Annotated in this window: 27 protein-coding genes; 17 read left to right on the top strand and 10 right to left on the bottom strand. The window is 63.1% G+C overall.

Annotated elements, in window-relative coordinates; translation table 11 throughout:
- Positions 1-145 precede the first annotated feature (145 nt).
- From IEW81_RS00260 to IEW81_RS00250, 3 genes are all read left to right on the top strand, one after another.
- A complete protein-coding gene (locus IEW81_RS00260; protein ID WP_179691919.1) occupies positions 146-1294 on the top strand; it encodes a GAF domain-containing protein in 1149 nt (382 codons plus the stop codon).
- A 132-nt stretch (positions 1295-1426) separates the two neighbouring features.
- The gene (locus tag IEW81_RS00255; RefSeq protein WP_097061933.1) at positions 1427-2146 is read left to right on the top strand and encodes an SGNH/GDSL hydrolase family protein; all 720 of its coding nucleotides are present in this window, start codon (positions 1427-1429) and stop codon (positions 2144-2146) included.
- An 82-nt stretch (positions 2147-2228) separates the two neighbouring features.
- Positions 2229-2948, top strand: coding sequence for a DarT ssDNA thymidine ADP-ribosyltransferase family protein (locus IEW81_RS00250; protein WP_097061934.1), 720 nt, complete (start codon positions 2229-2231; stop codon positions 2946-2948).
- A 3-nt stretch (positions 2949-2951) separates the two neighbouring features.
- Here IEW81_RS00250 and IEW81_RS00245 read toward each other — a convergent pair whose 3' ends face one another.
- The gene (locus tag IEW81_RS00245; RefSeq protein WP_097061935.1) at positions 2952-3257 is read right to left on the bottom strand and encodes a tryptophan synthase subunit alpha; all 306 of its coding nucleotides are present in this window, start codon (positions 3255-3257) and stop codon (positions 2952-2954) included.
- Positions 3258-3333: 76 nt separating this feature from the next.
- Here IEW81_RS00245 and IEW81_RS00240 point away from each other — a divergent pair, with 76 nt between their 5' ends.
- Together IEW81_RS00240 and IEW81_RS00235 are read left to right on the top strand one after the other, a co-directional pair.
- The gene (locus tag IEW81_RS00240) at positions 3334-4644 is read left to right on the top strand and encodes a GNAT family N-acetyltransferase (protein ID WP_097061936.1); all 1311 of its coding nucleotides are present in this window, start codon (positions 3334-3336) and stop codon (positions 4642-4644) included.
- 68 nt (positions 4645-4712) lie between these two features.
- Positions 4713-5255 carry a DUF4287 domain-containing protein gene (locus IEW81_RS00235; protein ID WP_097061937.1) on the top strand — a complete coding sequence of 181 codons (543 nt, stop codon included), beginning with the start codon at positions 4713-4715 and terminating at the stop codon, positions 5253-5255.
- 3 nt (positions 5256-5258) lie between these two features.
- Here the strand turns inward: IEW81_RS00235 and IEW81_RS00230 are convergent, their stop codons facing one another.
- The 4 genes from IEW81_RS00230 to IEW81_RS00215 all read right to left on the bottom strand — a co-directional run bounded on the left by IEW81_RS00230 (position 5259) and on the right by IEW81_RS00215 (position 8502).
- Positions 5259-6992: a gamma-glutamyltransferase family protein gene (locus tag IEW81_RS00230; RefSeq protein WP_097061938.1), complete on the bottom strand. Its 1734-nt coding sequence runs from the start codon at positions 6990-6992 to the stop codon at positions 5259-5261.
- Between the two features lie 253 nt (positions 6993-7245).
- Positions 7246-7503: a glutaredoxin family protein gene (locus IEW81_RS00225; protein ID WP_097061939.1), complete on the bottom strand. Its 258-nt coding sequence runs from the start codon at positions 7501-7503 to the stop codon at positions 7246-7248.
- A 31-nt stretch (positions 7504-7534) separates the two neighbouring features.
- Positions 7535-7747, bottom strand: coding sequence for a DUF2510 domain-containing protein (locus IEW81_RS14730; protein WP_097061940.1), 213 nt, complete (start codon positions 7745-7747; stop codon positions 7535-7537).
- Positions 7748-7833: 86 nt separating this feature from the next.
- Positions 7834-8502 carry an NAD(P)H-binding protein gene (locus tag IEW81_RS00215; RefSeq protein WP_097061941.1) on the bottom strand — a complete coding sequence of 223 codons (669 nt, stop codon included), beginning with the start codon at positions 8500-8502 and terminating at the stop codon, positions 7834-7836.
- Positions 8503-8628: 126 nt separating this feature from the next.
- Here IEW81_RS00215 and IEW81_RS00210 point away from each other — a divergent pair, with 126 nt between their 5' ends.
- From IEW81_RS00210 to IEW81_RS00200, 3 genes are read left to right on the top strand one after another with little or no spacing between them, the layout of a single operon-like run.
- Positions 8629-10065 carry a sugar porter family MFS transporter gene (locus IEW81_RS00210; protein ID WP_097061942.1) on the top strand — a complete coding sequence of 479 codons (1437 nt, stop codon included), beginning with the start codon at positions 8629-8631 and terminating at the stop codon, positions 10063-10065.
- Positions 10066-10117: 52 nt separating this feature from the next.
- Positions 10118-10930, top strand: a complete 813-nt coding sequence (locus IEW81_RS00205; RefSeq protein WP_097061943.1) for an ABC transporter ATP-binding protein — start codon at positions 10118-10120, stop codon at positions 10928-10930.
- Positions 10912-12483, top strand: a complete 1572-nt coding sequence (locus IEW81_RS00200) for a transporter (RefSeq protein WP_097061944.1) — start codon at positions 10912-10914, stop codon at positions 12481-12483. Before IEW81_RS00205 ends, IEW81_RS00200 begins: the two co-directional genes overlap by 19 nt.
- Positions 12484-12504: 21 nt before the next feature.
- Here IEW81_RS00200 and IEW81_RS00195 read toward each other — a convergent pair whose 3' ends face one another.
- Complete coding sequence (locus IEW81_RS00195; protein ID WP_097061998.1) at positions 12505-13173, bottom strand: ribonuclease H family protein; 669 nt, start codon at positions 13171-13173, stop codon at positions 12505-12507.
- Between the two features lie 19 nt (positions 13174-13192).
- Here IEW81_RS00195 and IEW81_RS00190 point away from each other — a divergent pair, with 19 nt between their 5' ends.
- On the top strand, positions 13193-13492 hold the full coding sequence (locus IEW81_RS00190; protein WP_097061945.1) for a hypothetical protein: 300 nt from the start codon (positions 13193-13195) through the stop codon (positions 13490-13492).
- Here IEW81_RS00190 and IEW81_RS00185 read toward each other — a convergent pair.
- From IEW81_RS00185 to IEW81_RS00170, 4 genes are all read right to left on the bottom strand, one after another.
- On the bottom strand, positions 13428-13784 hold the full coding sequence (locus IEW81_RS00185) for a hypothetical protein (RefSeq protein WP_179691921.1): 357 nt from the start codon (positions 13782-13784) through the stop codon (positions 13428-13430). The two genes, IEW81_RS00190 and IEW81_RS00185, sit on opposite strands and share 65 nt — an antisense overlap.
- Positions 13785-14211: 427 nt before the next feature.
- The gene (locus tag IEW81_RS00180; RefSeq protein WP_097061948.1) at positions 14212-14559 is read right to left on the bottom strand and encodes a DUF2510 domain-containing protein; all 348 of its coding nucleotides are present in this window, start codon (positions 14557-14559) and stop codon (positions 14212-14214) included.
- Positions 14560-14693: 134 nt separating this feature from the next.
- Positions 14694-14978, bottom strand: coding sequence for a GNAT family N-acetyltransferase (locus IEW81_RS00175; protein WP_097061949.1), 285 nt, complete (start codon positions 14976-14978; stop codon positions 14694-14696).
- 310 nt (positions 14979-15288) lie between these two features.
- Positions 15289-15780, bottom strand: coding sequence for a glutathione peroxidase (locus tag IEW81_RS00170; RefSeq protein WP_097061999.1), 492 nt, complete (start codon positions 15778-15780; stop codon positions 15289-15291).
- Positions 15781-15883: 103 nt separating this feature from the next.
- Here IEW81_RS00170 and IEW81_RS00165 point away from each other — a divergent pair, with 103 nt between their 5' ends.
- The 8 genes from IEW81_RS00165 to IEW81_RS00135 all read left to right on the top strand — a co-directional run bounded on the left by IEW81_RS00165 (position 15884) and on the right by IEW81_RS00135 (position 21596).
- Positions 15884-17242: an AMP-binding protein gene (locus IEW81_RS00165; RefSeq protein ID WP_308421854.1), complete on the top strand. Its 1359-nt coding sequence runs from the start codon at positions 15884-15886 to the stop codon at positions 17240-17242.
- Positions 17184-17429: an AMP-binding enzyme gene (locus tag IEW81_RS14665; RefSeq protein ID WP_308421853.1), complete on the top strand. Its 246-nt coding sequence runs from the start codon at positions 17184-17186 to the stop codon at positions 17427-17429. The genes IEW81_RS00165 and IEW81_RS14665 overlap by 59 nt, the downstream gene beginning before the upstream one ends.
- Positions 17430-17521: 92 nt before the next feature.
- Complete coding sequence (locus tag IEW81_RS00160; protein WP_097061951.1) at positions 17522-18436, top strand: J domain-containing protein; 915 nt, start codon at positions 17522-17524, stop codon at positions 18434-18436.
- Positions 18437-18612: 176 nt separating this feature from the next.
- On the top strand, positions 18613-19140 hold the full coding sequence (locus tag IEW81_RS00155; protein ID WP_229671177.1) for a class I SAM-dependent methyltransferase: 528 nt from the start codon (positions 18613-18615) through the stop codon (positions 19138-19140).
- Between the two features lie 71 nt (positions 19141-19211).
- Entirely contained in the window at positions 19212-19673 is a 462-nt protein-coding gene (locus tag IEW81_RS00150; RefSeq protein ID WP_097061952.1) for a MarR family winged helix-turn-helix transcriptional regulator, read from the top strand.
- 73 nt (positions 19674-19746) lie between these two features.
- Positions 19747-20442, top strand: a complete 696-nt coding sequence (locus IEW81_RS00145) for an endonuclease/exonuclease/phosphatase family protein (RefSeq protein ID WP_097062000.1) — start codon at positions 19747-19749, stop codon at positions 20440-20442.
- Between the two features lie 70 nt (positions 20443-20512).
- Positions 20513-20953, top strand: coding sequence for a hypothetical protein (locus IEW81_RS00140; RefSeq protein WP_143544743.1), 441 nt, complete (start codon positions 20513-20515; stop codon positions 20951-20953).
- 133 nt (positions 20954-21086) lie between these two features.
- Entirely contained in the window at positions 21087-21596 is a 510-nt protein-coding gene (locus IEW81_RS00135) for a hypothetical protein (RefSeq protein WP_097061954.1), read from the top strand.
- The last annotated feature ends 18 nt before the right edge of the window (positions 21597-21614 follow it).

The raw sequence follows: 21614 nt of genomic DNA, 5'->3' as shown, positions 1-21614 counted from the left end.
TTACAGTCTTTGAGCGTCGCGATAGGCTCTACTGCCGCTCCCGCTTGCGTTGAACGCTTAAGGTCGCGGTAAACCGCTATCAACCCGGGGGGGATACATGGACAGTCTTGTGCATGCAATTGCGCGGCCGTTGGCTGATGTCTGGATGAAATATTCGGGCAACGGCTGGCGCCAGTTGCCCACTCCGCTCGATTCGCCTTCCGTCCATTCGGATGGCCCGAACGCCGATCGGGTACTGCTCATGGGCAGTGGGATCGCCGTCGGCTTCGGAGTGCTGTCACACGATCTCGCTCTGGGTGGAAACCTGGCGCGGCGTCTGGCGGAGTCGACCGAACGTGGGGTGAACGTCGATATCGCCGCAAAGTCGGAGATGTCGATTGTCGACGCCGTCGAAATGTATTCCCGCGCAGACCTCACTCGATACGATACCTCGTTGCTCGTTCTCGGCGACATCGAGGCTTTGCAACTTCTACCGGTGAAATCTTTCAGGTCCCAGGTACGCAATCTCGTGAGGCTGCTCGACAGTTGTGCGCCCCACGCGTTCGTGCTCATGGGGATGGCGGTCGCCTCGGCTGGCATCCCGAATCCCTCAGCGTATGCGCGGGCCGTAGCTGAACGAGCACGCGATTTCGTGATTATCCTCATCGAAGAGTGCGAGGGGCTGCGCGTGACCCCGATCACGGTCCCGATCGTCAAGCACGGCGACGGCGTGGTAAACCGTGAAGACTACCTGGGCTGGGCATCATCCATTGCACCTCAGATGGTCAGTGCCCTGAACGCGTCGGCCTGCCGGAGGATGTCGGCCATTCACGGCCCCATCAACGAGGATGCCCGACTCGCGGCGCTTCGTGACATGGGCGTGCTCAACGACATCAGAAATCCTCGATTCGACGACGTTGTCGAGATGGCTCGAAACCTCTTCGGAACAGACACTGCGGCGCTGAGCTTCATCGACACCGACCGCGTGTGGATCAAATCTTTTGCAGGAATCAACCCCGGGCAGCTTTCGCGCTCCGAGGGTGTGTGTTCGCTCACGATCCAGCGGTCCGAGCTCCTCGTGATCGAGGACTTATCGGTCGACCCTCGATTTCGCGATCGGAGCTGGGTCCGCCGCATCGGCAGTCCACGATTTTATGCGGGCTATTGGATCGAATCGGTAGATGGGCAGAGGGTCGGCGCTCTGTGCCTTCTGGATTCGAAGCCCAGGAAGTTTTCAGAACGCGACCACGCTTTGCTTCGCAAGCTCGCATTGAGAATCCAGGCGATAGCCGGAGACAGGGAGCGACACCCCTGACAGCCCGGCTGAGTGCGGGATCGTCACGCGTGCGGTAGCCCCGAAACTGGGCATATCAATCTGAGAACACCTCGTAATATACTGGCGTTTGAGGCGAACCAAGCCGCATGAATTGCCGAAGGAGGTGGGGGAATGACCGATTTGCTCCGCCAAGCGGTCGTCCGTCCACTTGCACTGCACTGGCTCTCGAACTCCCACCTATCGTGGCGTTCGCTGACGTCCCCGGAGTCATCCGGCTCAGTTTCGGTTCCTGGACCGGATCCCGATCGCATCCTGCTGGTGGGCGGCGGGATATCCGTCGGCTGGGGCATGAGCTCGCACGACGACGCCCTCGGAGGTTATCTCGCGCGATCAATCTCGACAGCGACCGGCCGGGGCATCACGATAGACGTCGTTACCGATGACATCCTCTCTGGCAGCGCGGAGTTGCCCTTTGGAGTGACACGCATCCTGCGGACGGCGGATGCCGTTGTCATCACTCCCGGCGACGTCGACGCGATCCTTTTTCTTCCCGGCGCGATCTATCGTCGACGGCTCGAAAATGCGCTGGATCAGATGACCGGGCGTGGGCCGGCGAACATGCGGATATTCATCGTGGCGACCCCACCGCTTGATACCGTGACTGCCCTCCCTCGAGTTTTTCGACCATGGGCGGCGAGGCTGGGTGCCGCGCTCAACGACAAAGCCCGGCAACTGTGCCGGGAGAGGCCCAACACGATCTTCGTGCCGTTTTCTCCCAGCGGTATCGCCGGTCGAGAGGGCACGGGTCGCACCTACTCGGCCTGGGCAGAACTGATCGCGCCATCCATCGCACGCCAGCTCAACTCGTGCGCTGACAGGTCGATTCGCTGATTTTCGATGCCGCTGGTCGACCCGCACTCGCGAATAGCCGTACCGTTAGAGGAGACGCCGACCATGTCTCGAGAGGACAGCAGTGCCAGATTGCATCCACGGGCTCGAGATTCCGCTGTGCGACAGCTGTTTCCCGAAGGCCGTTCCAGAAAAACCCAAGGTCGTTCGAGCAAGTTCACGAACACCACGCTTCGCTGCAGTATCGACGTCGAAGAAATCCATCAACACTGGTGCGCAGCGGGTCTACCACGTCACGCACATTAACAATCTCGAGGGGATTCTCGCGACGGGAGCCCTCCTCGCCAATGCGGCGCCGACTGTCGACCTGAGCACTGAACTCACGCGTGAGCTTCGCAGCACGGCAAGGGTGTGCTCTGACGGTCGCATGGTGTCTGAGTACATCCCGTTCTACCTCACGCCGAGTGCGACGCTCTGGGAGCAGCTACGCGAAGGCGCTGGTGACGAGACTCGCTGGTCACCGGCAGCTCGAGCTGCCACGACATCGGATTTTGTCTTCCTGGTCAGCACAGTCGAGGCGCTGGGTGAGGAGTCGGTGATCGCCGATGGCGACGCCGCCCACAGCCTTACCCGCTTCGCCACGGGGGATTCACTCACCCGGATGCTCGAGCGGTTGCACGACAGTGATGATGTGCAGGAGGCGGAAGCCCTGGCCCTCGCACCATTCCCCATCGAATCGGTGCAGTTGGTTGGCGTTTCCAACGACCGGATGCGCGACCGGGTCAGGAAGCTGACATCAGTCAAGGTCGTGGTCCACCCACCCTGGTTCGTCTCGGCGGAGTGACTGTCATTGGTCGGCCAGTTGACCGATCAATCTCCACACCGTCCTGGTGAGTGCAGGGTGTTGGAGTGCAATCTGCCTGAGCACGCGGTACTCGCGCGTCGGCGACGGCAGCACGCCCCCATTGGCGTTGATAGCGTCAGCGCGGAGCAGGTAGATGACCAGTTCGTCGACGGTGGGGAGTTCATCCATGAAGTCCCAGGGGTCACCACCTGCGATGAGTCGCTCATGCACGACCGTGTCCCGCTCTTCTGACGCTTCGGCGCGCAACACTTCGAGGCTGGCTCGTCTCTGTACGCGGAATTCACTCACCGTCCGACGATAACAAGATCTGGCCAGCGACTTCGAATCGAGAAAGCGTCGCGTCAATTCCGGCTACCGTTGACGTATGACCGAGCTCGCAGACGTTCCCATCGACCAGGCTTCCGCAACGTCACTCTCGGTAAACGGACTGCGACTCGCCCTCGTGGACACCTCAGATCACGCAAAGTTCGAGACCTGGCTCAGGGCGGATTCGCGGGGATTCCATGAGCCGGAGTTCAGCGCAGAGACCATTACCCATCACGTCACCGGCCTTGCCGACCGCCGCACGACCGGTGTCTGGGATGACTCGACACTCGATGCAGCCACGCCCGTGGCGACGGTGAGTTCATGGACGGTCGACATGACGGTCCCAGGACGTCGGACCCTTGAGGCCCTGGCCATCAGCTCGGTCACCGTAGCGCCGACGCATCGCCGCAAGGGCATTGCTCGCAACCTACTCGAGGGCGAGCTGCGCACCGCGCATCAACGAGGAATTCCGATGGCGATCCTGACGGTGTCGGAATCCACGATCTATGGCCGGTTCGGATTTGCTCCTGCCGCGTTCGCGGCCAATCTCGAGATCGACACGAAACGGGTGACCTGGACGGGGCCGACACCGGACGGTCGCGTCAATTTCATCACCCGATCCCAGTTCCGCAACGACGTGGCAGAGATGCATGAACGGGTGCGACTCGACAGCCCGGGCCAGATCCCGGCGTGGGGTTTGCGCTGGGATCAGCTCGCCGGCATCGCAGACGATGACAAGAACAAGGGCGCAGACCTGCGCGCAGTGCGGTACGACGACGCCGACGGTCACGCTCGTGGCCTCGCCCTCTACCGCGTCACCGAGAACGAGGGAGATTTCAGGGGGCACACCCTCACAGTGCTTCACCTGTCCCACGAAACCGATGACGCGTACTTCGCACTCTGGCGCTACCTGCTCGAGATGGATCTCGTGCGCGCGCTCAAGGCTGTGCACCGCACTGTCGACGAACCTGTCGTGTGGAACATCAGCGACCGTCGCGCTGCCTCACAATCGACCTGGGATCATCTCTGGCTGCGCATCCTCGACGTCCGGGCATCGCTGGAAGCACGCAGGTACGCCGGGGAAGGCCGATGCGTGCTTCGCGTGGAGGATGAACTCGGCTTTGCCACAGGCACCTACCTGCTGGAAGTGGATGCCACGGGAACTGCCCGCGTCACTGCGGGATTCGACGGGGACGACAGCGCCTCCATCTCGCTCCCCATCACGTCGCTGTCTGCCCTCTACCTCGGAGGGGTGTCGGCATCGACCCTTTCATCGGCGGGGCTCCTGGCGGGCACATCGAAATCCGTGGCAACGCTGGATTCCATATTCCATTCGGCGCGCGCCCCCTGGCTCTCGATCTCGTTCTAGCCTGTCCACAACCACAACCACAACCACCGGAACTAGACCCGACTCAGCGCCGGGGCTAGCGTGATCACATGACGTTCCAGGCTTATCTCGACACCGTGAAAACCAAAACCGGACTGAATCCCGAGGATTTCCGCCAACTCGCGGAAGACCGTGGCCTGCTCGCCGACGGCACACCGACGGGGGCAATCATCGCGTGGCTGAAGGAAGACTTCGGGCTCGGCCATGGGCACGGAATGGCGATCGTGTCGACATTCCGGGAACGACCCGCGGCATCCGATCGCATCGCATCGCAATTTGCCGGCGCAAAGGGTCATTGGCAGCCGATCTACGAAGCACTCGTCGCGTCTGTAGAGCAGGACGGGCCGGTCGATGTTTCTCCGACCGACACCTACATAAGCCTGCTCAGGGACGGTAGGAAATTTGCGATCGTCGCATTCACGGCGACCCGAATGGATGTCGGGATCAACGTAAAAGGCGAACCCGTCACGGCCCGCTTCGAGGCGTCAGGCTCGTGGAATGCGATGGTCACCCACCGCGCGAGGATCACAGACCCGCGTCAGGTCGACGATGAGCTGCTCGACTGGTTGCGTCGTGCTTATTCCGCGGCCTGAGTGTCATCGTCCGGCAGCATAACCCTGATTTCCTCGGGCGTTTGCGGCCGACCACAGCATTCCACGATCGTCGGTGCCCACTGCCGACAGTCGACCCAGCGCCCAATCGCCGGCCCGGGTAACGACATGTCCACGAGACTCCAGCGAATCGATGACCGTCGCGCCCAGCCGATCCTCGACGACCGCTCCACCCGGCTCCCACTGTCGGGGCCAGAACGAATCGGGGAAGGATGTCGTGTGATACGCCGGGGCGTCTATCGCTTGCTGGGGGGTGTACCCGCCGACGATAGTCCGCAGCAGGTACAGCAGTTGCCAGGTGTCCTGCTGGTCGCCGCCGGGGGACCCGAGAGCCGTCACGGCACGACCCTCTCGAAGCACCAGCGTCGGGGTGAGGGTGGTGCGGGGCCGTCGACCGGGCGTGAGGGTCGCGGGTGCCCCATCCTGAAGCCACGTCATCTGCAGCCTCGTTCCGAGGCAGAACCCGAGACCGGGGATCGCGGGGGAACTCTGCAGCCAGCCACCTGACGGTGTCGCTGAGACGATATTGCCCCACCGGTCGATCACATCGATATGACACGTGTCGCCTCTCGTGACTCCCTGCCGGCTTACGGTCGGCTCGCCCATCCCCGAGGTGCCGGTCGTCAGCGGTGGGCGGAACGGCGTACGCCCAGCGATGGAGCCTGGTCGCAGCTCACGGGACGCCCTGTCACCCACGAGTAACCGCCGACCGGAGACGTACGTCCCAGACAGGAGCGTTTCGAGCGGAACATCGCCGGTGTCGCCGAACCAGGCGTCGCGGTCGGCAAGGGCAAGTTTTTCGACCTCCAGAATGGTGTGCGCGCCCAGGGGAGTCGACGGATCAATGTCACCGAAACCGTCCAGGATGGCCAGCATCTGCAGTAGGGCTGGGCCCTGGCCCCACGCCGCGGACTTTGCGATCGTGTGCCCTCTGAAATCGATGGTGACCGGAGACTCGAATGACGCGGAGAATCCCGCCAGGTCGCGAGCGGTCAGCACTCCGGCATAATCGTGACCGTCGGAATGCCGGTGCGGCACCCGCACGAAGTCGTCGATCGCCTGCGCTACGAATCCTTCGCTCCACTGCATCCTCGCGGCATCGATGCGCTTGACTCGCGATGAACCCGATGATGCAGCCAGCCGCTCATAGGTGCCAGCGAGCTCAGGCATCGTGCCGTCGTAGCTGCCCCAGAGGGCCGCAGAGGAGGGCCAGTGATCCTCAAAATGCTCGCGCATCTTCTCAATGGTCGCCGTGACACGATCAAGCACAGGATGCCCGTGCCTGGCATACCCGATAGCGAACTGCAGCACCTCCGGGAGTTCCCACGTGCCGTGGTCCCTCAGCAGCAACAGCCAGGCGTCGACAGCACCGGGGATCGCCGCTGCCAGCGCCCCTGCGCCGGGAACCAGCTCCAGTCCCAGCTCGCGATAGGCGGCGGCCGATGCTCCCGCTGGCGCCGGGCCCTGGCCCATGAGTACCGTGGGCGCCCCACCCGCGGTCGCGAAGATGCCGACCATGTCCCCACCGGGACCGTTGAGGTGCGGTTCGACGACGTGCAGGACGAACGCTCCCGCAACCACCGCGTCGAAGGCATTTCCGCCCTGCTCGAGAACCGACTGCGCGCTGGCCGTGGCGAGCCAATGCGTCGAAGCAGACATCCCAAACCTGCCGGTGAGGGTAGGTCGAGTGGTGAATTCCGGCGCTGGCGTGAACGACATCAACCCACGCTACCGGCGGACGCCACCAGTCTGGTGTGAATCTCGTCACTGGGGCGACCGATTCGCTTATGAATCCCGAACCCCGTGCATCTCGCCAGAAGCGACCTGACCTTGACAATGCTTCGGAGCTCGCAGCATGTGCCGGCGGCTCGGCACCTTTCGCTGGTCCCCCCACGACGCGGCTTTGCGGACGGCTGCTGCGGTCTACGCCACGGCCGTCTCGCCGTCGTCTGACGTTTATCGGACTCGAAGGTCAGACCAACATCCCAAGACTCCGGAGCTTGGATTCCAGCTCGGCGTTACTCGGCTCGACCTGGTGGCTCCCATCGGGGAAAGTGATGACGGGGATGCTGGTGCGACCACTGATGGCCTGTGCCGCATCAGCCTGCTCAGGCGTAGCGATGAGGTCGACGTAGTTGTAGTCGATGGAACGCGCATCGAGCACTGCCTTGGAGCGAATGCAGTCGCCGCACCAATCGGCGCCGAACAAGGTGATGGTTGCTGTAGTCATTCCTCGACCATAGAGAACGCTCGCTGGGCGTTCACCCAGCCGACACACTCTGCCTCAGCGAAGCGACCGCCGCGCAGGACGCCGGCTCCGATTCCTGGACGGGCGTCGGCGTGATGTCGCGGGTGTGACCCGTCCAGGCGACGCCGTCCCACCAGCGCGCTGCCCGGCTGTCCACCGGATCCCGGTACCACCCCGCGACTGGCAATTCTGATGTTCCTAAAGATGATGCTCCCGAAAGCGTCATAGCGTGGCCCCCCGACCGTCGTTACGCACCTCACACTACGAGATTCCCCGTGATTACGGCACGCCCCCATAGAGGGGCCGCGCCCATCAGCCCTGCGAGTCGATCGCGTCGGAGATCGACTGCGATCCGCTCGCAAGCTCCCAGGCCGCGCCAATCGAGCGCGAGTCGTCCAGGGCCGCGATAATCACCGCTGCGACATCGGCGCGCGGCACCGAACCGCGTCCGACATTTTCCGCGATGCTCACGAGTCCGGTCGCGGCATCATCGGTCAACGCGCCTGGCCTGAGGATCGTCCAGTCGAGGTCGGTTGCCATGAGTGCCTCATCCGCATCGTGCTTGGCCTGGTAGTAGGTGACCATGTCGCCCTCGGTCGGTACGGGCCCACCGGCGCCCATTGCGGAGACCATGATGAATCGCTTGACGTTCGCAGCGGACGCCGCGGCCATCGCCAGCACAGCACCATCGAAGTCCACGGCGCGCGTGCGGGCCGCGTCCCCTCCACCAGCACCGGCCGAGAACAGCACGGCGTCCGAACCGGCGATCGCCTCCGCCAGTGCAGCCCCCGTCGCCTGCTCGATGTCGAGAACGACAGGAGTCGCTCCGAGTTCCGCGATCGCGTCGGCCCTGTCGGCATTGCGGAAGATGGCGACAACGTCGTCACCCCGCGCATGCAGTTGGGTGATTACGTGGCGCGAAACCTTGCCGGTGGCTCCGATGATCGCGATGCGAAGGGGTGTGTTCGTTGTCGTCGTCATGCTTCGAGTCTTCCACCAGCGGCTGGGTGCCCGCTTAGTTTCCGGGGGCTGGGCGGGACGGCTGCCATTACCTCGGTCTCTGTAGTGCACGTATGGTGAAGAGACTGAACACGACAGGGAGCGCTGGTGAGCAGGTCAACGGAAAAAACGACAGGTAGCGGCACGAACGCCAAAGTGATTGCGCTGGCTGCTGCCGGAGCCCTCGGCGGGTTCCTGTTCGGTTTCGATTCATCTGTGGTGAACGGCGCCATCGAACCCATTCGGGAGCAATTCGGTCTCACCGAATCTCTCACCGGGATCGCCGTTGCATCCGCGCTGATCGGTTGCGCCATCGGCGCCTACCTCGCAGGGCGACTTGCAGACTGGAAGGGTCGGATTCCCGCCATGCTGGTCGGCGCCGCGCTGTTTCTGGTCAGCGCACTGGGTACGGGGTTCGCCTTCGGCATCGGAGACCTGATCCTCTGGCGGCTGGTCGGTGGGCTCGGAATCGGGATCGCGTCGGTGATCGCCCCGGCATACATCGCCGAGATATCACCCAAGGACATGCGTGGCAGGCTCGGCTCGCTCCAGCAGCTCGCCATCACCATCGGTATCTTCGCCGCCTTATTGTCTGACACTGTTTTCGCCAACGCTGCAGACGGGGCCGCCAATGTCCTGTGGTTCGGTCTCGAGGCCTGGCGATGGATGTTCCTTGCGGGCGTCGTACCAGCCGTGATCTACGGCCTGGTGGCTCTCAGGCTGCCGGAATCGCCACGTTTCCTCATCCTGAAGAACCGAGACGAGGAGGTGCGGACGATCTTCGCGAAGTACTGGCCGGGGCAGGATGTCGAGCGAGCCATCCGCGACATGCGCTCGGTCATCAAGACCGACCAGCTGGGCGCACGCAAGGGAGCGCTTCGGGGTAACCGATTTGGCCTCAAACCCATCGTGTGGGTGGGGATCATCCTGTCGATCCTCCAGCAGTTCGTCGGCATCAACGTGATCTTCTACTACTCGACCACGCTCTGGAAATCGGTCGGTTTTGCCGAACGCGACTCGCTGACCATCTCGGTCGCCACCTCCGTCACCAACATCGCCGTGACCTTCGTGGCCATCGCACTGGTCGACAGGGTAGGCCGGCGCCCCATCCTCCTATTCGGCTCCGTGGGCATGACGATAGCTTTGGCCACCATGGCGATCGCGTTCAGCCAGGCCTCTGTCGTCGACGGTGAGCCCATGCTCGATGGCGTGTGGGGGCCGATCGCACTGGTCGCGGCCAATGTGTTCGTCGTGAGCTTCGGTGCGTCATGGGGACCTGTCGTATGGGTGTTACTGGGTGAGATCTTCCCGAATACGATCCGGGCGCGCGCTCTCGGCGTTGCCGCGGCCGCCCAATGGATTGCCAACTTCGTGATCACTGTGTCGTTTCCTCCGTTGGCCTCCTTCTCGCTCGTCGTGACTTACGCGATGTACGCGCTGTTCGCGGCTCTGTCGTTCGCCTTCGTCTTCAAGGTCGTGCCGGAGACAAACGGCATGTCCCTGGAGGAGGCCGAGACGCTGTTCACAAGGCCCCGGAAGAAATAGCGTGCGTATGCTGGGCTGAACACAGGATTCCTCAGGATAGGGCGAGCTCTTCATGACCTCAGACGTCACGGCGACGACCAGCAGTACACCCGATTCCCGGGTGCGGGACGAGATCCCGGCTCTTCGGATTCGAGGACTGGTGAAACACTTCGGCGCGAAGCCGGCCGTCGACACGCTGGATCTCGTCGTGCCCAGTGGTTCGTTCTACGGCCTCGTGGGACCGAACGGTGCCGGGAAGACGACCACACTGTCGATGGCGACCGGCCTGCTGCGGCCCGATTCGGGACAGATCAGCATCCATGGCGTCGACGTATGGTCGAATCTCCTGGACGCGAAAAGACTTGTCGGCAATCTCAGCGATGGCGTTCGACTATTCGACCGTCTCACGGGCCTTCAGCTGGTCACATACGCCGGTCTTTTGAGCGGGTTGACGAGAGAGGTCGTGGTCGAGCGCGCACACGACCTGCTGGACCTCCTCGACCTCGACGCGGCCAGTGGAACCCTTGTCATCGACTATTCGGCCGGAATGACCAAGAAGATCGCGCTTGCCTGCGCGCTCGTCCACGCGCCGCGGCTGCTCGTGCTCGATGAACCTTTCGAGTCTGTCGATCCTGTGTCTGCGGCCAATATCCGCGACATCCTCGAAGGATTCGTAACGTCGGGAGGTACCGTCATCGTGTCCAGCCACGCCATGGATCTCGTGCAGCGCATGTGCGACCACGTTGCCATCATCGCTCAGGGCCGGGTGCTGGCCGCCGGCACGACCGCTGAGGTTCGCGGTGATTCGACGCTCGAAGACCGGTTCGTCGAACTCGTCGGAGGTCGGCGCACCGGGGAGGGCCCGGCATGGTTGCGACTCTCGTAAAGCTGCGATTCCTGCTGCTGGCGAATTCGCTTAAGAAAAAGCCGTGGCAGCTTGTCGCCGTCATTATCGGTGCTCTCTACGGCCTCGGACTGCTCGTCGGGGCTGTCGCACTGCTGTTCGCCCTCAGTTTCGGCTCGATCGAGTTTGCTCGCACCGTCACAGTGCTCGCGGGTGCAGCACTCATCATCGGATGGACGATCCTGCCGATGTTGACCTCGGGAATCGACCAGACAGTGGACTCAGCGAGGCTCGCCACCTTTCCCATCCCACTCAACACCCTTGTTCTTTCTCTGGCCATCAGCGGCGTGCTCGGCGTACCCGGCATCGTCACGCTGATTGCTGCGCTCGCCACGGCTGGTACCTGGTGGAAGCATCCGGCAGCTGCGATCGTTGCCGTCGTGTGCGCCGTAGTCGGTGTGCTCACCTGTGTGATCGGGTCCCGGATGCTCGTGGCGCTCAGCTCCCGGATCGGGGCCGGGCGTCGCGCACGGGAGGCAAAGGGCATCCTGATCTTTGTGCCCCTGCTGCTGCTGGGACCGATTATCTTCGGCCTCTCGCAGATGTTCCGGGACGCTCCGAATCTGTTTCCCCGCATTGCTGAGATCGTGTCATGGACACCGTTCGGGGCGATCTGGGCGGTTCCGGCAGACGTGGCGCTCGGCAACCCCGGTCGGGCCGCACTGGAATTTCTCATCGGAGTGGCGACCCTCGCGGCGTTGCTGCTGCTCTGGCGCTGGGGTCTGGCGAGAGCCCTCGAAACCCCGAACCGTCCGGCCCAGTCGACGTCCAGAGCTCGAGGGCTCGGTTTGTTCGGGGTCTTCTCCGGCACCCCATCCGGAGCTGTCGCCGCTCGAGCTTTGACGTACTGGATCCGCGACCCGCGGTACGCACAGGCGCTGATCGCGGTTCCGCTCGTCCCGGTGCTGATCTTCGTCTACGCGGGTGGAAACGATAATCTCGCGGCGCTCAACACGGTGGCTCCCATCATCGCCGTGCTGCTCTCGATGTCGATCTACACGGATGTCTCCTATGACAACACGGCATTCGCACTGCACCTGCAGTCCGGCGTGAGCGGTCGAGCAGATCGAACCGGTCGCGTGCTCGCGCTGGCGGTGTTCGCTGCCCCGATCAGCATCGGCCTCGCCGTCGCAAGTGTGGCCGTGTCGGGCACCTGGCAGATCCTCCCGGGATTGCTCGGCATCACGACCGGGGTGCTTCTCACCGGATTCGGCGTCTCGTCATTCGTCTCGGGCCGGTTCGTGTTCGCGGTTCCGGCTCCGGGGGAAAGCCCATTCACTTCCAAACCCGGAGGGGGCGTCAGCCTGATGCTGTCGACGTTCGCGACCTGGAGCATGGTGGGAATCCTCGTTATTCCCGAGATGGTGCTGGCGATTGTCGGCTTCGCCCTCGACATCCCGATCCTCGGCTGGCTGTCGCTGGTCGTCGGAATCCTGCTCGGCTCCGGGCTCATGGTGATCGGTATCCGTCAGGGTGGTGCGATCCTCGACCGGCGTGGTCCGGATCTGCTAGCGAAGCTTCAGGCCCACAGGTAGCCCGCTCCTGCGGGAAATGGTTCAGGCGAGTCGCCGGAGCAGTTCTTCGACGGGAACGCCTGCAGCGGCCGCTCGTGTGGCCAGTCTCGCGTAGTCGGCGGCGCTGAAGGTGAGGCTGACCCTTCGGTCGGGCTCCGCAGGCTCACCGGGCTCATCGAGGTCGAAGAGACTGGGTGCCCCCGTCCCCGTGCCCGTCGCGATCGGTGAATCGGCCCGAGTTGTCGCAGCACCGGGGTATCCCGGGCCGCCGGGGGCCTGTCGGCCGCGCTGGTACGCCTCCGCAGCGGCCCGTGCGCGTGAATCCGCCGCTTCGTTGAGCACATGCCCTATGTGCCCTTTGACCCACTCGAACCTGTACCGCCTCCCGGCGATGGCCTCGTCGATCTCCTGCAGCAGGTCGAGGTTCATGACAGGCTTTCCATCACCTTTCCTCCACCCCTTCTTCTTCCAGCCGGGCATCCACTTCGTCACGGAATTGATCACGTATTGGCTGTCGCAGAGGATATGCAGGTCGTCATCGATGTGCGATGTAGCGCGGAAGAGTTCCAGAACGGCCTTCAGTTCGCCCATGTTGTTCGTGCCGTGGGGCCAGCCTCCGGCTGCCCAGGTCTGGTCGTCGATGTACCAGGCCCAACCAGCAGGTCCCGGATTTCCCAGCGCCGAACCATCGGCAGCAGCAGTAATAGTCATCACGTCTAGGGTAGCGAGCATGCCGTCGTATCGAGTGACCATGGCCATCGGCGCGCTGGCGCCCGGAGTGACGCCAGACCGGGTACTGCCGGCAGCGCGGACAGCGGCATGGGAACTGGTGGTGGTCGAGGCTGCTGAGCTTCAGGTGGTCTCGGGCCAGGCCAGGATCGTGGTGCGCTTCGCGGCGGATGACCCGGAGATCGCCGCGCAGGTGGCACAGCATGTAGCGACGGTGACGGCCACCACCGCTGTCATCAATTCGTGGCGGCTGACCAAACGAGACGGGTCGCGCTGGAATCCGGTGAGAACTGCCCCATGACGTTCGGCAGGAAATGGACAGCGGCAAACACAACCACGGGTACCGCGATGGTGTTCACCAGCAACAGCACCAGCGGTGCCCGCCCCTTTTCTGTCACCTGGACGACCTTGACCGTGAGGGCGATCATGTATGCCAGTGGACCGAGAAGGATCCACCAGGAACTCGCCGGCATCCGAAACCCCAGCTCGATCAGGGATTTGCGATCCTGAACGGCGGTGGCAGGCATCCAGAGCGCCGGAACCAGCGCGCCGACGATCAGAAGACCGATGTGCGGCATGATGACCGCGTGCACGAGCACAGATCCCAACGATGAGAGGGCTGCGACCCACGGTACGAAGGCAAGCGCCCAGACGCGCTCGGTGGATGACCGGGTCGGCAGGGTCGAGGGGACCGCATTCCAGCATGCTGAAGCAGGATCGACGAACCATTCAATGCCTGTTGACGGCGAGCCCTGCGAGGTCTCGGCCCCTGCCTGCTGGAAGTAAGCGCCGGCAGTCGCTGCAGGAGAGTCGTCGGCCTGGTCCCCACTCTCAGAGCAATGTTGCTCCCGACGTTCGCGACGGCTGGGGCCAGGGGCGATCGATTCCTACGCTGGATCCATGGTGTGGTCGGTCCACGCCGAACCGTCTCACCATCGAAGCAGTGTCGATTCAGGACTTTCGGGATACCAGCCCACCGGTGGGGTGCGTTCCATCACCTCGGTCATGTCGTTGCTTGCCCTACTGGTCGGCCGGCGTATCGGTGACCAAGGGGCCGCCCAGCATCTCGCGCAGCTGGCGCCGGCTCAGAGCCGAGGTGGTGAAACGGTGCACTGGCGCCTGTCGTTCGGGGACGGACGCCAGCAGTGTTGAAAGATCGTGAGGGGTTTCGATGGAATCGGGCTCGACCGGCAGGGATTCCCCGGGGACGTATTCCACATCCATCAGCAGAACCGGAACGAGAACCGGAGCGGCGATCGGACGGACGTCATTCGTCCAGTCGGTGCCATCCCACCAGCGCAGGCTGCCGTCTGCGACGCCATCCGGGTACCAGCCAGAAGGCACGTGCGTGTGTTGGATAATCGACATCTCGGCCCCCGCCGTCGTTTCTATAATTACGACAGTAAGGACGACCAAAAGGCCGTGCGATCCCCATTTCAAGGGGTGAGGTCGTCTGTCTACCTCTGGATGAGAGAGCCGTCGGTCCGAAGCCAGCCGCTGCCCTACCGGATCAGCAGCCCGCCGCGCGCTGGGTGGGCATCGAACCAGTCCGAGACGTACCAGCACATCGGCACAACGCGCCTCTCGGTTGTGGCCTCGACATCGTCCATCGCGAACTCGACGACCTCACCCGCAAAACCTTTTCCACGTTGGTTCGGCTGGGTGTAGGTGTGATTGAACGAGATCGAGCTGCCGTTGATCCGATAGTCGGCGAGGGCGACGAGGTTCCCGTCGACGGTGAGTGTGTAGCGGCTGGCATCCGGCTCATGGGCGAAGGTCTTCGACATGGTTCCAGAATACGATCCTCGGCCACCGACTCAGGCGCCGCTGGGCTTGAATCGATGCGCGAGCCGCCCTGTTCAACCTGTCTGGCAGTTCTCGGTCTCATTCTCGCGTCTGTAGACGCATCGTGCGCAGGAGCATGCTGACAGGGATACCAGCGATTCCGCCTTCGATCCGCAACCCAATCGAAATCTCTGACACCAGGCGCGCGCCGGGTTAGGTCGACCCTTGGCCAGGAGCCGGGGTGCCCGGTCTCCCCTCGACGTGCGCTGGCGCCTGGCCGTGCCCGCACAGCAGAAATCGCGTGCGAGAAACCTAAGTGCTCGCGGGCAGTGAAACTTCGATCAACGAGACGATCTCCGGAGCGTCCGGCTCGACGGTCGGCCGAAACCTGTGGATGCCGCCATCAGGTGTGATCACGAACTTCTCGAAGTTCCACTTGACCTTGCCGGCTTTGCCCGCGGCATCCGGTGTCTTGGTGAGCTCCTGGTACAGCGGGTGTGCGCTCTTGCCATTGAGCCTGACCTTCTCGAACATCGGGAAAGTCACGCCCCACGTCATGGAGCAGTATTCCTTGATCTTGTCTTCCGTGCTGAGCTCTTGCAGGAACTGGTTGCTGGGAAAGCCGAGCACGGTGAATCCGCGCTCACCGTAGGTCTTCTGCAGGGCCTCGAGCTTCTCGTACTGGGGCGCGAGGCCGCAACGGGACGCGACATTGACGATGAGCACGACCTTGTCTGCGTAGTCGGCGAGCGAGGTCGTGGCGCCGTCGATGGTGGTGAGCGGGATGTCGCTGATAGTGGTCACGACAACAAGATACGCTGAAACACCTGCGGGTTGGCGCTGAATGCTCAGCACGCTGGCGTGGGCCGATCAGGATCGGGCTACCGGACTGATCGAAGGAGATCTCATGTTCACAAGCCCGTTTCCCGACGAAATAATCCCAGCGCTGAGCATCTACGACTTCCTCTTCTCCGATCTCACTGCGGCCGACCTCAACCGCATCGCCCTCGTCGACGGACCATCAGGAGCCGAGACCTCCTACGCACAACTGGTCGGCCAGATCGACGCCGTCGCCGGCGCCCTTGCCGACCGCGGGGTGAAGGTCGGTGACGTAGTGGGCATGCTGTGCCCCAACGTCCCCGTATTCGCGAGCGTCTTTCATGGAATCCTTCGCGCAGGCGCCACCGCCACGACGATCAATGCCCTGTCCACGCCCGAGGAAATCGTCAGCCAACTGTCTGACTCGAAGGCGCGCTTCCTGTTCACGATCTCCCCGATGCTGCCACAGGCCGAAATCGCGGCAAATGAGGTCGGTATCGATGCGGAGCACCTCATCGTGATCGACGGGGCTGAGGGCCACCCCTCCCTGCGCGATCTCCTCGCGCAGCAGTCGACACCTCCCGAGGTCAGCTTCGATCCCGCGACCCACATCGCCGTGCTGCCATACTCCTCGGGCACGACGGGCAAGCCTAAAGGCGTCATGCTCAGCCACACCAACCTGGTCGCCAACGTTCAACAATGCCGCCCTGTGCTCGATGTTGAACAGGACGACCGGGTTCTCGCCCTGCTGCCGTTCTTCCACATCTACGGGATGACCGTGCTCTTGAACATCGCGCTGAAGAAGCGTGCACGGCTCGTGACCATGCCGAAGTTCGATCTCGTCGAGTTTCTGCGCATCACCCAGGATCACGGCTGCACCTACCTCTTCATCGCTCCACCCATCGCTGTAGCGCTGGCAAAGCACCCCATCATCGAGCAGTACGACCTGTCGAAGGTGCGCGTCGTGTTCTCTGGCGCCGCACCGCTCGACACGGCGCTGGCAGAGACCGTGGCCCGACGACTCGACACCCGGGTTGCCCAGGGGTACGGCATGACCGAGATGAGCCCCGTCTCGCACGTGATCCCCCCGGACCGCATGGATATCGCCCGCGGCTCCATCGGTGTCCCTGTGGCCAACATCGAGTGCAAACTCATCGATGTCGAGACCGGCGAGGAGGTACTTGCCGGAACCGGGATGAGCGAACCCGGCGAGCTGTGGGTGAGAGGGCCGAACATCATGCTCGGCTATCTCGGGCGTGATGACGCGACGCGTGAGTCTCTCGAAGCCGACGGATTCCTGCGCACGGGCGACATCGCCACAGTTGACGCCGACGGTTCATTCTTCATTGTCGACAGGCTGAAGGAGGGCGCCGGCCGAACTCGAAGCATTGCTGCTGACGCATCCACTCATCGCCGATGCCGCCGTCGTCGGAGCACCGGACGATGACGGCCAGGAGGTTCCGAAGGCTTTCGTTGTGACGGTGGCGGGCGCCGAGCTCGATGAAGATGCCGTCATGGCCTTTGTCGCCAAGCGCGTTGCGCCGCATAAGAAGGTGCGCCAGGTAGCTTTCATCGAGACGGTTCCGAAGTCGAGTTCAGGCAAAATCTTGCGCAAAGACCTCCGGGCGCGGTAGCACCGCCCACGACTTAGGCAGCGCAGGCCAGCAATCGTCCAAGATGGCTGGGTATGGTGGGCAAGCCCTTGCCTCACGTCGAAAGCGAAAGAATGCCTGAAAGTCCCATGTCGGCGAGCCCGTATGACGTGCTCGGCGTCGCGGTATCCGCAACACACGACGAGCTCCGACGTGCGTTCCGCAAAGCGCTGCGGGAAACCCACCCGGACACGGGCGGCGACCCCGGCCGCTTCAACGCCGTGCAGCGGGCGTGGGATCACGTCAGCACGGCAGAGAAGCGGGCAGCGTACGATGCCGGTCGCGGCATCCACTCCGACCATCATGAGCCGTTCACAACACACGCCGCACGTGCGCGCCAGGACACCAGACCCAAAGCCAGGTCACACGGGCACCCCGGCGGCTGGCGGCGAGAGAGGTTTCTCAGCCAGCTGCGTGAGTGGGCGGGCAGGGGAGTCGAGATCGCCGACCCTTACGACCCGGCCTTCGTGCGCACCGCCCCACGGGAGATCAGGCACACGCTGGCCGACGCCCTCGCAGAGGAGTCGACGGCCCGCACCCTGAGCAGCCTCGGGATCGGCTACACCGTCTGGCATGACGTCTCGACGGGGGATCCGGAGTCGAAGATCGACCACGTGGTGCTGGGTCCGAGCGGACTGTTCGCCATGCTGTCCGAAGACTTCGGCGGGCCTGTCAGGGTGCGCAAGGGAGAGCTGATCGGTGAGGCCCTGATGGGCGAGCGACCGCTGCATGAACTCGCCACTCGTGCGAAAGTGCTGTCAAGACAACTGCGCGTACGGTTTACGGGGCTCGTGGTCGTGCTTCCGGATGACGCACTCGACGAACCCATGATCCAGCTGGGAAGCGTGCGGGGGGCCGCGACGATCGCGGTGACCCAGTCATACCTGGCGATGCTGCTGCGCCAGGGAATCCCGGGATCGGCGCTCATCGGCGGCAACGAGTTGTTCGATGTGCGCACGCGCGTCGGTGATGGTGTGCGTTTCGTGTGACCTCCTGAGTCGTGAGCTGATGAGCTGATGCGCTGATGCGCTGAAAATGTCTCACGGATAGCGTTGGATCATGACATTCGAGGAACTCCCTGCCGAGAGTGCGGCCGTCGATACAGACGGCTGGGATTTCTCGTGGTTCGAGGGGCGTGCCACCGAGGAGCGGACATGGTGGGAATATGCCGCCCTTGCCGCCGAATCTCGCCATCGCAAGGTCGCGGCTGACGCCTCTCGGGGGAACGGTCACCGAGGTGGCAAACGACGCACCGCTGCCGTTCGACGGCGAGACATTCGATGTCGTGACATCACGACTTCTCACCGTCACGCCGTGGTTCGACATCGCCAGGGTGCTCAGACCGGGAGGAACCTTCCTCTCGCAGCAGATCGGGCATGGCACCAATCGCAGGCTGTACGAGTTCATGATGGGCGCGCAGTGGGTCGACTCCGTCCCGACGACCACCCGACTCGAATCCGGTGCGCAGTCTGCCGGACTCGACGTGCGCGACCTGCACAGCGAATCGCCGACGCTCGAATTCTTCGATGTCGCAGCCGTGGTGGTCTTCCTCCGAAAAGTGATCTGGACGGTGCCCGACTTTTCCGTCGCCGCATACCGCGACAGACTCGGGGCCATGCACGAACACATCGCGAAGCACAGCTCGTTCGTGTCGAGGGGCCAGCGCGCACTCATTGAGGTGCGTAAGCCCTGAGTCGATCCGCCAGCGGCGAGACGGCAGCGATGAGACGGTAGCCGCGGCTGCGCCAGACCTACACTGGAAGAGTGACCATCTGGCTTGATGACGACCAGCAGGCCGCCTGGCGCAAACTCGCTACCGTGGTCGAGCGGCTTCCCGGTGTGCTCGACAGCCAGCTTAGGCGCGACTCAGATCTCAGCCATTTCGACTACCTGACGCTCGCGATGCTGTCAGAAGCGCCGGATCACGCGCTGCGTATGACCCAGCTTGCCGAGCGCACGAGCTCGACGCTTCAGCGGCTCTCGCATGTGGCATCCAGGCTGGAAAATCGCGGATACCTTCGCCGGTCACCCTGTCCCGGCGATCGTCGGACCACCAATGCGCAGCTCACCGAGGCAGGATGGGAGAAGGTGCAGGCGACGGCGCCCGGTCATGTCGCCACCGTGCTTTGCACAGTTTTCGCTTCGCTCGATGCCCAGGATGTCGCGGCACTTGACCACGTGATGGGCAAAGTAATGCAAACCCTGGACGCAGACCCGCCGCTCTAGCCGGTGACTTCGAATACTCGTGGAGACCATAGGCTGGTGTCTTCGTGTGAGGAAAGAGGGATTCAGGACCGTGATTCGCGTCATCAGTTACAACCTCCGCAAGAATCGGGCGAGCATCGAACTCGCCGAACTCGCCAAGACACCCGATCTCGATGCCATGTGCCTCCAGGAGTGCATAGCTTCCGAACTGCCGGCCGAGATCGGCAACCTCCACCTCGCCGACTCGACGAAGCGAAACAGGCTCGGTCTCGCTGTCTATTACCGCAAAGACCGCTATGAGCAATTGGCGAGCAAGTCATTCGAGCTCAAGAAGTCACTGCACGATCTGATCTTCACGCCGACTCCCGAGAGACTTGTCGGGACAAAGCTCATCGACCGGGCATCGGGGCACGAGCTGGTCCTCGCCTCTTTTCACGCGGCTCCGCTGACGGCTCTCAACTCGCTTCGACGCAAGCAAATCAAGGCAGCACACGAGTTGTTGCAGGATCTCGGGTCGGGCGCGCCGATCATCATGGTCGGCGACTATAACTACCCGCTCTTCAAAGACGACCTGTCGAACAGGGTCGCAAAATCCGGATACGACCTGACGCTGAGCGACCGTCAGACCTACACCGCCTATAAATTCTTCCGCGGGCACTTCGACTTCGTCACGTCGCAGGGCTTCACAATCGACGACGTGCAGACCATGCCACGCGGCTCATCAGACCACATCCCCATCCTCGTTACGGCGTCTTATGGCGCTGTGGCACGAGAGGTTACCGCCGCCTGAGGTCTCTGAAACCCGACCTCCTAAGAAGAATCTCACCGCACTACCCCCCAAAAGCGGGGATAATACGACCGTGATGGTGAGATTTTGGGGTGCTCGTTCCGCGATCGCCGATGCCGTCTTCGCGATCGTGGCTGTCGCCGTTATCGCGACCGGAATCGTCGTGACCAGCGAGCTCAGATTCGCGGATGCCGCGGGCCAGCCCCTGGATGTTCCCGCGGTGTCTATCACCCCGAGCCCGGTTCCCGGTGCGGAGCCGGCCGCCGAACCGAACGTCAAACCGAGCCCCAAGCCAAGCCAAGAGCCGACCGCGACGCCGACATCACCACCGACATCATCATCGGCGCCCGGGGATGACGAGCCTGGAGTCGTGACGGGCCCACTATCTGGGGACGACGAGCCTGAAGTCGTGACGGCCCCACCACCCGTGGAAGTCGAACTGGATAATCACGACGGGCTCAGCAACGATGACAGCAGCGGCGACAGCAGCGGGGCCAGCAATCCCGAAGACTGACCCGCCGCCGCGCGCCATTTCCTAAGAGTCGTCTCACGATTCCCTCGTGATCCCCTTACATTCGCCAGTCAGCTTGTACATACGGCATTCAGCCGCACCAGCGTCGGATATCCGGCACGTCGAAAGGCAGACCATGTCACTCTTCACCTCGCGTCCGGTTCTCATCGCCTCGGCAGTCGCCGTCGTCGGAGTGCTGTGTGCAGGCTCCGCCGCAGTTGCAGCGGCCCAGCCGTCGAGCTCAGTAGTCTCATCCAGTTCCGCCTCAACTCCAAGCGACGCACCCGGAGACCTCCTGGTCCCCACGCCGGAGCCCAGCATTTTCGACGACCCGGCTACCGACGACCTGAACGACGACGACGACGTCCACGCGCCGGGTACCCACGACGTCAACGATGACGAAGCTGACGACAACGGAATTGACGATGACGAAGCTGACGACGACGTAGCTGACGACAGCGACTCGGACGAGTACGAAGCCGAGGACGACGTAGCTGACGACAGCGACTCGGACGAGTACGAAGCTGACGACTCCGAAGCTGACGACAGCGAAGCTGAGGACAACGCGAGCGACGACAGCGACTCTCACGACAGCGACTCGGACGACAACGACTCCGATTCAGGTCACGGCAGCGACGAGGACTGACGCTCACCCCCAGGGATG

Origin of the sequence: Salinibacterium xinjiangense (assembly GCF_014645015.1) — a bacterium.
In the GTDB taxonomy this organism is placed as follows: domain Bacteria; phylum Actinomycetota; class Actinomycetes; order Actinomycetales; family Microbacteriaceae; genus Rhodoglobus; species Rhodoglobus xinjiangensis.
The sequence above is the reverse complement of the archived record's forward strand: the minus strand, read 5'-3'. Positions and strand labels throughout refer to the sequence as shown.

Excerpts from the sequence above, each read along its gene's own strand:
- IEW81_RS00165 (WP_308421854.1), top strand. The coding sequence starts at position 15,884 with ATGTTCACAAGCCCGTTTCCCGACGAAATAATCCCAGCGCTGAGCATC.
- IEW81_RS00205 (WP_097061943.1), top strand. The coding sequence starts at position 10,118 with ATGACCTCAGACGTCACGGCGACGACCAGCAGTACACCCGATTCCCGG.
- IEW81_RS00225 (WP_097061939.1), bottom strand. The coding sequence starts at position 7,503 with ATGACTACAGCAACCATCACCTTGTTCGGCGCCGATTGGTGCGGCGAC.
- IEW81_RS00175 (WP_097061949.1), bottom strand. The coding sequence starts at position 14,978 with ATGTCGAAGACCTTCGCCCATGAGCCGGATGCCAGCCGCTACACACTC.
- IEW81_RS00235 (WP_097061937.1), top strand. The coding sequence starts at position 4,713 with ATGACGTTCCAGGCTTATCTCGACACCGTGAAAACCAAAACCGGACTG.
- IEW81_RS00195 (WP_097061998.1), bottom strand. The coding sequence starts at position 13,173 with ATGACTATTACTGCTGCTGCCGATGGTTCGGCGCTGGGAAATCCGGGA.
- IEW81_RS00215 (WP_097061941.1), bottom strand. The coding sequence starts at position 8,502 with ATGACGACGACAACGAACACACCCCTTCGCATCGCGATCATCGGAGCC.
- IEW81_RS14730 (WP_097061940.1), bottom strand. The coding sequence starts at position 7,747 with ATGACGCTTTCGGGAGCATCATCTTTAGGAACATCAGAATTGCCAGTC.
- IEW81_RS00180 (WP_097061948.1), bottom strand. The coding sequence starts at position 14,559 with ATGTCGATTATCCAACACACGCACGTGCCTTCTGGCTGGTACCCGGAT.
- IEW81_RS00260 (WP_179691919.1), top strand. The coding sequence starts at position 146 with ATGAAATATTCGGGCAACGGCTGGCGCCAGTTGCCCACTCCGCTCGAT.
- IEW81_RS00230 (WP_097061938.1), bottom strand. The coding sequence starts at position 6,992 with ATGTCGTTCACGCCAGCGCCGGAATTCACCACTCGACCTACCCTCACC.
- IEW81_RS00155 (WP_229671177.1), top strand. The coding sequence starts at position 18,613 with ATGCCGCCCTTGCCGCCGAATCTCGCCATCGCAAGGTCGCGGCTGACG.
- IEW81_RS00200 (WP_097061944.1), top strand. The coding sequence starts at position 10,912 with ATGGTTGCGACTCTCGTAAAGCTGCGATTCCTGCTGCTGGCGAATTCG.
- IEW81_RS00135 (WP_097061954.1), top strand. The coding sequence starts at position 21,087 with ATGTCACTCTTCACCTCGCGTCCGGTTCTCATCGCCTCGGCAGTCGCC.
- IEW81_RS00240 (WP_097061936.1), top strand. The coding sequence starts at position 3,334 with ATGACCGAGCTCGCAGACGTTCCCATCGACCAGGCTTCCGCAACGTCA.
- IEW81_RS00160 (WP_097061951.1), top strand. The coding sequence starts at position 17,522 with ATGCCTGAAAGTCCCATGTCGGCGAGCCCGTATGACGTGCTCGGCGTC.
- IEW81_RS00255 (WP_097061933.1), top strand. The coding sequence starts at position 1,427 with ATGACCGATTTGCTCCGCCAAGCGGTCGTCCGTCCACTTGCACTGCAC.
- IEW81_RS00190 (WP_097061945.1), top strand. The coding sequence starts at position 13,193 with ATGCCGTCGTATCGAGTGACCATGGCCATCGGCGCGCTGGCGCCCGGA.